11 protein-coding genes and 1 other annotated feature are annotated in these 12007 nt (G+C 28.3%); of the genes, 3 read left to right on the top strand and 8 right to left on the bottom strand.

Going from position 1 to position 12007, the window contains the following annotated elements; translation table 11 throughout:
• Positions 1-284 precede the first annotated feature (284 nt).
• The 4 genes from psyc5s11_RS02750 to thrS form a co-directional block, all read right to left on the bottom strand.
• A complete protein-coding gene (locus psyc5s11_RS02750) occupies positions 285-620 on the bottom strand; it encodes an iron-sulfur cluster assembly scaffold protein (protein WP_224036116.1) in 336 nt (111 codons plus the stop codon).
• A gap of 215 nt (positions 621-835) precedes the next feature.
• Complete coding sequence (locus tag psyc5s11_RS02745; RefSeq protein WP_224036115.1) at positions 836-1327, bottom strand: flavin reductase family protein; 492 nt, start codon at positions 1325-1327, stop codon at positions 836-838.
• A gap of 40 nt (positions 1328-1367) precedes the next feature.
• Entirely contained in the window at positions 1368-2195 is an 828-nt protein-coding gene (locus psyc5s11_RS02740; protein WP_224036114.1) for an Mrp/NBP35 family ATP-binding protein, read from the bottom strand.
• 561 nt (positions 2196-2756) lie between these two features.
• On the bottom strand, positions 2757-4661 hold the full coding sequence (gene thrS / locus psyc5s11_RS02735; RefSeq protein WP_224036113.1) for a threonine--tRNA ligase: 1905 nt from the start codon (positions 4659-4661) through the stop codon (positions 2757-2759).
• A gap of 72 nt (positions 4662-4733) precedes the next feature.
• Positions 4734-4963 (bottom strand) — a binding site (T-box leader).
• Between the two features lie 213 nt (positions 4964-5176).
• Here thrS and psyc5s11_RS02730 point away from each other — a divergent pair.
• Positions 5177-6235, top strand: a complete 1059-nt coding sequence (locus tag psyc5s11_RS02730) for a YibE/F family protein (RefSeq protein ID WP_224036112.1) — start codon at positions 5177-5179, stop codon at positions 6233-6235.
• A gap of 265 nt (positions 6236-6500) precedes the next feature.
• Here psyc5s11_RS02730 and psyc5s11_RS02725 read toward each other — a convergent pair whose 3' ends face one another.
• Both psyc5s11_RS02725 and psyc5s11_RS02720 read right to left on the bottom strand, forming a co-directional pair.
• The gene (locus psyc5s11_RS02725) at positions 6501-6779 is read right to left on the bottom strand and encodes a NifB/NifX family molybdenum-iron cluster-binding protein (RefSeq protein WP_258712423.1); all 279 of its coding nucleotides are present in this window, start codon (positions 6777-6779) and stop codon (positions 6501-6503) included.
• A 116-nt stretch (positions 6780-6895) separates the two neighbouring features.
• Entirely contained in the window at positions 6896-7330 is a 435-nt protein-coding gene (locus tag psyc5s11_RS02720; RefSeq protein ID WP_224036110.1) for an MOSC domain-containing protein, read from the bottom strand.
• Positions 7331-7737: 407 nt separating this feature from the next.
• On the opposite strand from psyc5s11_RS02720, the gene modD reads away from it, so the two are divergent.
• The gene (modD, locus tag psyc5s11_RS02715) at positions 7738-8592 is read left to right on the top strand and encodes a ModD protein (RefSeq protein ID WP_224036109.1); all 855 of its coding nucleotides are present in this window, start codon (positions 7738-7740) and stop codon (positions 8590-8592) included.
• A gap of 222 nt (positions 8593-8814) precedes the next feature.
• Here the strand turns inward: modD and psyc5s11_RS02710 are convergent, their stop codons facing one another.
• A complete protein-coding gene (locus psyc5s11_RS02710) occupies positions 8815-9483 on the bottom strand; it encodes a Rossmann-like domain-containing protein (protein WP_224036108.1) in 669 nt (222 codons plus the stop codon).
• A gap of 143 nt (positions 9484-9626) precedes the next feature.
• Between psyc5s11_RS02710 and tnpC the strand changes: the two genes are divergently transcribed.
• Positions 9627-11096 (top strand): IS66 family transposase, encoded by a 1470-nt coding sequence (tnpC, locus tag psyc5s11_RS02705; RefSeq protein ID WP_224033641.1) that lies wholly within the window; start codon positions 9627-9629, stop codon positions 11094-11096.
• A gap of 143 nt (positions 11097-11239) precedes the next feature.
• Here tnpC and psyc5s11_RS02700 read toward each other — a convergent pair whose 3' ends face one another.
• Entirely contained in the window at positions 11240-11989 is a 750-nt protein-coding gene (locus psyc5s11_RS02700) for an ABC transporter ATP-binding protein (protein WP_224036107.1), read from the bottom strand.
• Between the last annotated feature and the right edge of the window lie 18 nt (positions 11990-12007).

The following is a 12007-nucleotide window of genomic DNA, read 5'->3' as shown; positions in this document are numbered from 1 at the left end:
ATTATTCATACACTATATTAAATTTGATTAAATTAATAATCCCTATGTATCATGCAATACAAAAACTCAACTCAAAAGCATCCTACATATACTTTATCTTAGTTGTTTATTTATTTGATTATATACTAATTCAAATAATTTTTAACTAACTTATTTTATTCTCCTTGATTAATTTTATTGTACAGTATTTTAGATATATATCAATATTTTTTATTTAACCCTCTAGAAAGAAATTGAAGAATAATATCCAAACATATCTGTAAAAGCTTGTCCTTTTATTTCATCTAAATCCACATTAATTTCTTGCTTTTTTTATCTTCTGGCAATCCCCCTAAAGCTTGTATAATATCTTCTTCAGAAATTTTAAAAGCTTCTTCTAATGTTTTTCCCTTTGCAAGTTGCATTGTCATACTGCCACTTGCAATAGCCCCAAAACATCCAAAAACTAAAAAACTAATATCTTCAATTAAATTATTTTCCACTCTTATATATATTTCTAAGTAATCACCACACTCTAGATCTCCATTACATCCTTGTCCATTTGGATAATCAATTATTCCTATATTTCTAGGATAATTAAAATGATCCATAAGAATGTCTGATAATTCTTCTTTACACATAAAATTTACTTCCTATTCAAATTTCTTTTTCATTAATAGCATATGCTAATCATTTTTAATTTACTTATTAATAACCTCATTAAATTTTTCCATATAGTAAATAAGGAGTGTTTTATCACTCCTTATTTACTATATCATCCTATAAAACAGAATCAATTTATCATTCACTAAATTGATTCTGTTTTAAATGATAGCTTTTTATTCTATTAATAAATTTAAATAAATTTAATCTCAGAAAAATCAATGTTACCTTCATCATCAACTATTTCTCTATTAGTATGAACATATTCAACCTTACCTATAAACATTTCGTGTGAACCTGTCATTATAGAATCTACTACTTTACATTCAATATTTACAGGACAATCTGCTAATAACGGAGCATTTACCTTTATTCCTTCTTCAACTTTAATATTAAATTCTGAGAATTTATCCTCATTTCTACCACTATGACTACCTAAATAATCAAACATCTCTTGTTGTTCTTTTGTTACAAGATTTACTACAAAAACACCAGTTTCTTTTATGATATTATAAGAATATCTTGAAGGAACAATTCCTACCATAACCATTGGTGGATCATAGCTGCAATTTCCACAATATGCTACTGCTAATGCATTATTTTTACCATTAGCATCTCTGCATGAAACTAATACTTTAGGCATTGGTTGAAGGCATGATTTCATATTTCCTTGATTTTTTCCCATAACATACTCCCCCTTATTTCTTCATATATTATTAAAAATATTATTCTAACTCACTAATAATGTTTTTAACTATAGGGTCAAATATTAGTTCTAAACTTTCATCTATATGTGCATTATCATATTGTCCTAGGTTATTTATACTATTTAGCATAGGAAGTTCTCCTAAAAGCTTTAAATTCATGTCTTTTAAAAACTTTTCTGTATTATCACCATTAAAAAGTTTCATTTTATCTCCACATTTATCACAAGTTATATAACTCATATTTTCAATAACACCTAAAAGATTAATATCCATCTTCTTTACCATATTTACAGCTTTTGATACTATCATTGAAACTAAATCTTGTGGAACAGAAACCATAACAACTCCATCAATCGGAATAGACTGCATAACTGTTAATGCCACATCTCCTGTTCCTGGTGGCATATCAATTATTAAATAATCAAGTTCTTCCCAAAGTACATCAGTCCAAAATTGCTTAACCATTCCTGATATTATAGGACCTCTCCAAAGAACAGGATCTTCTTCATTTTCCATTAATAAATTTAAAGACATAACTTTAATTCCATCGCTAGTTTTTACAGGATACATGGCATTTTCAGCCATCATGACTTTTTTATTCTCCACACCAAGAAGCCTTGGAACACTAGGTCCAGTTATATCTGCATCTAAAACACCAACACTATATCCAAGCGCTTTTAACTGTTTTGCAATAAGAACAGAAATTGAAGATTTCCCCACTCCTCCCTTACCACTCATAACACCAATAATTTTTTTAACATTATTCAAAGGATTATTTTCAATCATACAACTTTCCTTATCCTTATTACATCCATCCTTTGATGAACAAGAATTACAATCTGACATAAAATCATCTCCCTATTTTTAATAGCATTTGCCAATATTATATTATTACTATTTTTTGTTACTGTCAAATGCTATTAATATCTAAATTTACTTTATGTTTTATTATCAATCTCTGTTTTAAATGAATATTGATTTTAAAACAAATTTAATCATTTAAAAAGATTTCAAAAATTACATTAAACTTAATAACCATTTTAACTCAATACCTTCTGAGCCCGCATTTTTGGCGCATATTCTTCAGAATATATATGGTTCACCATATATATGGTAATATTCTGAAGAATAGATATGGTTTAGAATATATATTGTTCTTCATATTTATAGTTGTTGTTATGAATATTAACATTTACAATGGTTAAGAAAAAATACCTACACCACCTAAAAATCATTTTGCTACTAGATAGGTGCTTAATGAAAAAAGGCAATAAAGATTCGTATATGAATCTTTATTGCCTTAGCTTTCCTATTATTTCCGAGAAGTTTTTTAATTATTATTCATTTTCATAGGCTTCAAATAATTACTTCTTTTGTAGTCATTAACTAACCCTGCTTTATAATTCTTTATTCTTTATTCTTAATTTCTTTATTAATTCTTTCCATTAAGTCTTCTAACTTTAAATTTCCTTCATCTCCATTTTCCCTACTACGTAATGAAATTGTATTTTCATTCTCTTCCTTTTCTCCAACAACAATAATATAAGGTACTCTTTCATTTCTAGCTTCTCTTATTTTATATCCTATCTTTTCATATCTATAATCCATTTCAACTCTTATTCCATTTGCGCTTAATTCATCTTTAATTTTCGCACAATAATCATTGAATTTATTTGATATAGGTAATACTTTTACTTGAACTGGCGAAAGCCATGTTGGGAATTTTCCAGCAAAGTGTTCAATTAATATTCCCATGAATCTTTCTATACTTCCAAATATTACTCTATGAATAACTATTGGTTTATGTTTTTCTCCATCACTTCCAATGTAGTCTAATTCAAATCTTTGAGGCAATTGAAAATCTAATTGAATTGTTCCGCATTGCCATGTTCTTCCTATACTATCTTCAAGATGAAAATCTATTTTAGGTCCATAGAATGCTCCATCACCTTCATTTATTTTATACTCTAGATTCAACTCATCTAATGCACCTTTTAAAGAACTTTCTGCTAAGCACCAATCTTCTTCGCTTCCCATAGAGTCATCTGGTCTTGTAGATAATTCAAGGCTATATTTAAATCCAAATTTTGAATACACCTTATCAATAAGGTCAATAACTCCTTTTATTTCTGATTTTATTTGATTTGGTAACATAAATATATGAGCATCATCTTGAGTAAATGCTCGTACTCTCATGAGTCCATGCAATGCTCCTGAAAGTTCATGTCTATGAACCCTTCCAAGTTCACCTACTCTCATTGGAAAATCTCTGTACGAATGAGCTTCTGATTTGTATACTAACATTCCTCCTGGACAATTCATTGGTTTCAATGCAAATTCTTCCTCATCAATCATTGAAGTATACATATTTTCTTTATAATGATCCCAATGTCCTGAAGTTTCCCATAATTTTTTATTAAGCATTATTGGTGTCTCAATTTCAACATAACCTGCTTCACAGTGTAACTTTCTCCAAAAATCAATTAAATTATTTTTAAGAATTACACCCTTAGGTAATAAAAATGGGAACCCTGGTCCTTCTTCTACAAAAGAAAATAATTTTAGTTCCTTCCCTAATTTTCTATGATCTCTTTTTTTAGCTTCCTCTAAATTATGCAAATGAGTTTCTAATAATGTTTTATTAGAAAATGCTACACCATATACTCTTTGTAGCATCTTATTTTTCTCATTGCCTCTCCAATATGCTCCAGCTACACTTATTAATTTAAATGCTTTCACGTATTTTGTAGAAGGAATATGAGGTCCTCTACAAAGGTCAACATAATCTCCTTGCCTATACAAAGATATAGCTTCTTTTTCTGGTAAATCACGAATAAGCTCTACTTTGTATGTTTCTCCTTTTTCCTCCATTAGCCTTATTGCTTCTTCTCTAGAGACATCAATTCTCTCAAACTTCAAATTTTCTTTAATTATATTATTCATTTCAGCTTCAATCTTATCTAAGTCCTCCGCACTTAATGAATTTTCAATATCAAAATCATAATAAAATCCATTTTCTATTGAAGGTCCTATAGCAAGTTTAGAAATTTTATAAATTCTCTTAATTGCTTGAGCCATAATATGAGAAGTAGAATGTCTAATCACTTCAACTGCTTTTTCATCATCACATGTTAAAATGTTTACCTCATCATTATCTTTTAATTTACAATTCAAATCAACTAAGGTTCCATTAACTTCCCCAACTATTGCAACTTTAGCTAAATTCTTGCTAATTGAATTTGCTAGATCATAGATATTAGATTCATCAGAAATTTCTTTTATTGATCCATCTTTAAGTTTTATACTTATCATAATTTATTGACTCCTTTTTATTAGTTTTATTTATAAGATTAATTATTTATACAAAAAAAACACCCGTCCCTATCTTGGGACGAATGTATAATATCCGTGGTTCCACCCAAATTGAATTAAAATAATTCAATTCTTCTCAAAACTTTTAACGACTCTCACCGATGGCATTTTACTAATTCTAGCTAATAAGCCATAGCTCTAGGGTAGTTTTCTTATAGTCATATCTTGGAATGCTTACAGCCGGTGACACTCCCTCTCTTGAAACTGTATTCTATAATACTCGTCCCTTTCATTGCTGATTCTATATTTAATTTTTAAGAGTTTTGTGCACTTAGCTCTTGTTTATAGTCAATATTATCACTTTGGTAATATGTTGTAAATAGTTTTTTATTATTTTCTTTCATATGCCTTATTTGAAAATAATTCTTAATATTCAACATATATTATATTATATCAATTGTATTTTTATAGTAACGAGGTGGTTATTTATCAATAAATTTTCCTTATCACGTATAATGTTAACTTTTCTTTTATTAATTCTAGTATTTATTTTTTCACCATTTAAAGTGGACAAAACTAATGCTACATTTCTTGATAACAAAATACTCTGTAAGGCTTTAGTTGAAAATGTTACTTTTTCTAACCCAAACCAAAATTCTAAAATTAAGGTATTAGTATCTGAAGGTAAATATAAAGGTAAAGAATTTATATTAGACAATACTTTAGTTGTAAATGATTCTGAATTAGCTTTAAAACCTAATGATTTTGTTCAGATATCAATTCAAGCTGGTAGTAATAATAAATTAAATGCAACAATATATAATTATCCAAGAGAAAAAAATATTTTGTTATTAGTTGCATTTTTTATAGCCTTAGTTATTTTTATAGGAGGCATAAAAGGCTTCTATGCAATCTTATCTATTGCCTTTAATATATGTATAATTTATATGCTACTGCTACCAGGAATACTTAGTGGTTATAGTCCCATAAAATTAACAATAATTTGTTGTCTAATTATTTCTTTTTTTTCATTAATAATACAAAATGGATTGAATAAAAAAACAATTTCTTGCCTTATTGGAGCTTTAGGCGGTGTTATAATAGCAGGCATAATTACATTCATAATGAGCAATTCTCTTCATATTTCAATTAATTATGAAGAATTTTTATCCCTGTCAAAATATTCTCCAAATATTAAATTCGATTTTCAAGGAATATTATTTTCTAGTATTGTGGTTGGTGCACTTGGTGCTAATTTAGATATGAGTATGTCTGTAGCTACTTCAATGAATGAGATTAAAGAAAGCAATCCTAGTATAAGTAAACCTTTGTTGATTGAATCTGGATTTAATATTGGAAGAGATATGATAGGAACTATGTCTAATACGCTTATCTTAGCATATGTAGGAAGTTCTGTTGTTACTTTAATGGTTTTCTTAGGACATAATGTTAATTTTTCATATATAATTAGTCTTCAAGATATTTCTGTAGAAATACTAAGAGCGCTTGCAGGAAGTATGGGGATGATTTTATCAGTACCGCTTACTGTTTTCGCTAGAGCTTATATAGATTAATTTACTTTATATCGATATTTTGCATTTTTCATTCTACTTCTATTCATTTTTAGTTCTCAAATGCCAATTAAAATTAATTAAAATAGGTTGATTTATATATATCCCAAACAGGTAGTGTAACTTAATCTTAAACTCGTGCTAAATACGTAGCTTCATTATACTTAGAACCATAAGTCTAACTTCTGGTATTTAAAATACAATAAGAAGAGGCTATCGCACTAGTTTGATATGCCCCTTTGTACCTAACCCTATATAAGAAATTTAACTAATTATGATGCCCATCACATTTTTCTGTTCCATCATAGTTTCTTATTAATTTTAGAGATCTATTTTTCATTAATTCTATTGTATTTTGAACTGAATTGCCAATGCCAAAATATCTTGTTACACAAGCATCTGCTAATATATTAAATGCTAAGGGTTTTATTTTACCTGTTATTAAAGCCTCACAATCATGCTTTAACACTTCATTCCCTAATTTTTCTCCAGAGGAGCTTTGAAATAAATTATCATTTTTTATAGCTGTAATACTAAAATCCTCCATATTAACAATGAGTAGATATAAGCCATTCTTCAAATTCTTCTGCTACCTTACTATCTAAGCTTTTTCCATCTGCCGTCACTGCAATCTTCATTTTTATCCCTCACTTTATCTATAATTTATAAGAAAGTATCTTCGGATATAATCTCTACTGAATCACCTATATTTATTTTTCCGCCTTTAATTACTATTCCAAATCTACCTTCTCTACTAACTATATAAGGTCTACCATATTCCTTATATTCTTCTTTTCCAATATGTAATATTTTAATTATAGCCTCTCCGATTCGAACTAATGAGCCCACATTTTGCTCATGGAGTGAAATACCTGATACTGTAATATTTTCAGTAAATCCACCTTTTTCAACTTCTTCAATTTTATCTATAGGAACCTTATCTAAAGCTTCTATAGATAAAAGACTTACCTGCTTATCCCAATCTCCTGCATGTGCATCCCCCTCTATACCAAATCCTTCTATAGCATTAACCGATACAACTTGTTTTTTTTCAGTACCTCTTTTATCACTAATATTTAAAGAAACTACTTTTCCCATTAAACTCCCTCCAAATTCCCCAAACTTTATCAAATTAAATCACAATCGTTTACACTGGCTTAATACCTAACTCCACAATTCTAAAAATATCATTGTTTTTATATTTTTACAACTAAATTATCTATCTATTTCAGATTTATTAAATTGATGCTCATTTAACCTTAGTCATGCTGTCGTAGTATCGTACATCTTATGTTTTTATAATTATTAATAGCATTTGTTATTTTATATTACTTTATTTTGTTTTTATTGTCAAATGCCAACAAAAATTATTGACTTACTTTTTTAAACAGCTTACTATTAACTATAGATACAGCTAATTTTCTCATCAAAATATAATAAGAAATTAAAGTAAAATGGATAAAAATATTTAAAAATAAAAAGTAATTTAAAAGGTGGTCTCATAAATGTATATTTCAGATGAACTTATAGACAGATTTATTAAAGAAGATGTTCCATACTTAGATTTAACTACTTTGGTATTAGGCATTAGTAGTCAAAAAGGGACAATACAATTCTTTTCAAGAGAAGATGCTGTACTTTGTGGTACAGAAGAAGTTGCCAAAATATTTAACAAACTAAACATACAAGTAACTAAAACTTGTCCTTCTGGTACTTTAATAAAGAAAAATGAAATTTTCATTGAAGGAAAAGGAAATGCTGAAGACCTTCATACAGCATGGAAAGTCTCACAAAACATTCTTGATTACAGTTCTGGAATTGCTACAAAAACAAAAATTTTAGTTGATAAAGCATCTAAAATAAATCCAAATCTTCATGTGATCACTACAAGAAAAGTTATTCCTGGAACAAAGGATTTATCTATAAAAGCTGTTGTTGCTGGAGGTGGATTTTCACATAGATTAGGATTATCAGAAACGGTATTGATTTTCAAGCAGCATTTAAACTTCTTAGGTGGTACTGATGAGCTTATAAAAATTCTAGAGAGTGTAAAATCTAAAGTCTGTGAGAAAAAGATAATAGCTGAAGTGGAAAATATAGATGAGGCCATTAAACTTTGTAAATGTGGTATTGATGGGCTTCAATTTGATAAAATTCCATACGATGAATTAAAAAAATATGTAGATATTTTGAAAAACATTAATCCTTCTATTGTTATTTTAGCCGCTGGAGGTATTAATGAAAGTAATATCGAAGAATATGCTAAAACAGGAGTTAATGCAATTGTAACTACTTCAGTGTATTATGCAAAAGCTATTGATATAGGATGTAAGATAACAAAAGATATTGCAAGCAATTAAATAGTATTAAAAATTACATATACCTTATGAAGAGTCAATTTGTAATATTTACAGTAAAACTACTAATATTACAAATTGACTCTTTTAGAAATTCACTTTAAAAGTTTTTTCAATTACTTAAGGCACAATCAAAAAAATAACAAGTCCATTTGCCATGGATATTTTGGACTTGTTATTTATTTTCATGTGCCTAACTATCCGAAATACAGCTTATAAGTTTCATTACTCTGAACACGGACAAAATCTTTCTAATCCCATAAGTGCAGAAGCTCCAGCTAAAGTAGTTCCAAAAAATATTCTTGGCTTATTCTCTACAAATAAACTTGTTATTGTATTATTTGATATAGTGCTTCCAGTTGCTACAATAACATCACACCATTTAAGTAAAGCTTCTGTATCTTTATTACCATCTTCAACCATAACTCCATATTTTACAGTATTTATATTATCTTTATCTAGATCAACTATCCTAACTTTAAAACTTTTACTAAGTCTATCTAACATGCTTGGCTGGTATCCTATTAAAGCTATTTTAGGATTACCAAATCTAGATTTTAAATAACTCTCTAACTCTATTGAACATTTTTCTGGTCCACTATCTCTACAATGAATTGTTTTATCTGCAAGTTTTAAATATCTACAGACTGCATTTAAGGTAGCAATATAAATTGCTATATTAAAATTAGTGTCTAATGGCATTTCTATTATATCTTTAAGGGTTCCAGAATAATTTCCAGGCATATCTGTGAAAGCTTGCCCTTTCACTCCATTAAAGTCCGCCTGTAATAATTTTTCTTTTCCCTTTAATATAGGAAAGTCCTTTTTTTCTGTTTCGCCAATAGCTTCTTTTGAAGTTAAAGCCCTTCCTGTTACTTTTACTGTATTATCCATTAAATTATTATCTGTAACTATTCAGCTATTGAATAAATTTATTATATATTAAATAATTTTTCAAAAAATTATTCCTATTATTCTTAGCTTTTGGTATTATAAATATTGTCTTTTAAAAAACTAATGATAAGGTGGTGACTATCGTGAGCGAAGGCAAAATTATAGAAATCTATAATCAAGGATTAACGCAAGTTATGAGTGTTATAAAAGAACTTACAAATGAAATAAAAGGTCTAAATTCTCAAGTAGAAAAAATTTCAAAAGAAAATAAAGCTCTCGGTGAGCGTGTTCAATCTTTAGAAAAACAAACTCAAAAGAATAGTAATAACAGTAGCAAACCACCATCGACAGATGGTTTTAAAAAGAAAACTAAAACTTTAAGAACTAAATCAGGCAAAAAACCTGGTGGTCAAGAAGGTCATGATGGAAAGACACTTGAGCTTACTGAAAATCCAGATGAAATAATTGTACACACTGTAGATAAATGTGATATTTGCGGAGAATCCTTACAGGATGTAGCTCCGGACAGTATAATTGTACGACAAGTGGTTGATCTACCAGAGACTAAAGTAAAAGTTACTGAACATAGATCAGAAGTTAAAAAATGTCCAAAGTGTAGAAGAAAAAACACCGGTAAATTCCCTGAGGGAATAACAAACACAGTTCAATATGGCGATAAAGTAAAAGCGATAGCTGTTTATTTAACTCAATATCAATTAATTCCGTTTAAACGTGGTGCTGAATTGATTTCTGATATGTTTAATATAAGTTTAAGTCAAGGTACAATAGTCAATTTTAATAATAACTGTCATGAAAAATTAGAACTTGTTGAAGAAAATATAAAAAATGCAATAACTAATTATCAAGGTGCTGTACATTATGACGAAACTGGAATATATATAGATAAAAAACGCCAATGGCTACATGTTGCTTCAAATGATAAATATACTTATTATGAAGCACATGAAAAACGAGGTAAAGAAGCTATTGATGATATAAATATATTACCTAAATTTACCGGAACAGCAGTACATGACTGCTGGAAGACATATCATCAATACTCTTGTGAGCACGCTTTATGCAATGCTCACATATTAAGAGAGTTAAATGCTATATCAGAGCTAGAAAAACAAAAATGGGCAGAGCCTTTGAAAAATCTATTAGTAGAAATAAAAAAAGAAGTAGATTTATCTTGGAATACTGCCAATGCCTTAACTTTAGATAAAATTGAAGCCTTTGAAAAAAGATATGATCAAATATTAGAAGATGGCTTCAAAGAAGATTATATAGCAAATAGTAAAGCATACAGTAAAAAGAAAGTAAAGAAAAGTACTAGTCTTAATCTATTAAATAGATTAAGCGGTTATAAAAATCAAATACTTGCTTTTATGTATGATTTTGAAATACCTTTTGATAATAATCTTGCAGAGCGTGATCTACGAATGACTAAGGTTAAACAAAAAATCTCTGGAACATTTAGAAGTAAAGATGGCGCAAAAGCATTTACTAGAATTCGTGGATATGTATCCACGGTTCGAAAAAATAGCTTGAATACTTTGGATTGTATAAAATCAGTATTTACTTCAAATATAATCGATCCGACCTTAGTTTAACTAAGATATTTCTAGGGGTATTGAGAATAAGTTGATACCCCTATTTGCCATACCTAAAAGTATATCTATTAAAATTTTAAATGACTACAGCTGAATAGTTACTATTATCTTTTACAATCTCTATAAATCGTTTAAATAAATTATTATAAAATTTGTATTCGCTCATATATTTCATCTCCATACTTAAAATTATTGTTACAAACAAATTTAGCTACAAATTCTGTTGTAGGATTATTGAATATATCTTTTGGTGTTCCTATTTCACATATTTGTCCATTATTAATAACAGCTATTCTATCTGCTAAATATAATGCTTCATTAAAATCATGTGTCACGTGAATTGTTGTTGTATGTAATCTTTTGTGTATTTTTTTTAAATTAATCTGGAATTCTCTTTTCGTATTTGGGTCTAGTGCACTACTAACCTCATCTAATAAAAGTATTTTAGGGTTTGTAACAATAGCTCTTGCAAAAGCTACTCTTTGCTTTTCCCCACCACTTAAATTATTAGTTTTTCTATTTAACAAATGTTTAATGTTTAGTATTTCAGCCATATCATCTAAAACTGCATTAATTTCTTGTTTTTTCATCTTCCTTGCTTTAAGACCAAAAGCGATATTCTCTCTTACTGATAAATGAGGAAATAATAAACAACTCTGATATACAAGTCCTATATTCCTGTTTTCTGGTGGCACTTTTGTAATATTAATATTATCAATATAAATATCGCCTTTATCTATATTATACATTCCTGCTATAGATTCTAAAATAACTGTCTTTCCTGTTCCTGTAGGTCCTAATATAACAAAGTATTCTCCGTCATTTACTTGAAAATTTATATCTTTAAGATTAAATTCTTCAAAGCTTTTATAAACGTGATTAACATTAAGCATACCACCTCTCCCTTTCTA

The sequence above is a fragment of the Clostridium gelidum genome, assembly GCF_019977655.1.
Lineage (GTDB): Bacteria > Bacillota > Clostridia > Clostridiales > Clostridiaceae > Clostridium > Clostridium gelidum.
Note: the sequence above shows the minus strand (reverse complement) of the source record. Positions and strands in the feature narration are given on the sequence as shown.

Coding starts and splice junctions, on each gene's coding strand:
- modD (WP_224036109.1), top strand. CDS start 7,738: ATGTATATTTCAGATGAACTTATAGACAGATTTATTAAAGAAGATGTT.
- thrS (WP_224036113.1), bottom strand. CDS start 4,661: ATGATAAGTATAAAACTTAAAGATGGATCAATAAAAGAAATTTCTGAT.
- psyc5s11_RS02710 (WP_224036108.1), bottom strand. CDS start 9,483: ATGGATAATACAGTAAAAGTAACAGGAAGGGCTTTAACTTCAAAAGAA.
- psyc5s11_RS02740 (WP_224036114.1), bottom strand. CDS start 2,195: ATGTCAGATTGTAATTCTTGTTCATCAAAGGATGGATGTAATAAGGAT.
- psyc5s11_RS02750 (WP_224036116.1), bottom strand. CDS start 620: ATGTGTAAAGAAGAATTATCAGACATTCTTATGGATCATTTTAATTAT.
- psyc5s11_RS02720 (WP_224036110.1), bottom strand. CDS start 7,330: ATGGGAAAAGTAGTTTCTTTAAATATTAGTGATAAAAGAGGTACTGAA.
- psyc5s11_RS02700 (WP_224036107.1), bottom strand. CDS start 11,989: ATGCTTAATGTTAATCACGTTTATAAAAGCTTTGAAGAATTTAATCTT.
- psyc5s11_RS02745 (WP_224036115.1), bottom strand. CDS start 1,327: ATGGGAAAAAATCAAGGAAATATGAAATCATGCCTTCAACCAATGCCT.
- psyc5s11_RS02725 (WP_258712423.1), bottom strand. CDS start 6,779: ATGGAGGATTTTAGTATTACAGCTATAAAAAATGATAATTTATTTCAA.
- psyc5s11_RS02730 (WP_224036112.1), top strand. CDS start 5,177: ATGTTAACTTTTCTTTTATTAATTCTAGTATTTATTTTTTCACCATTT.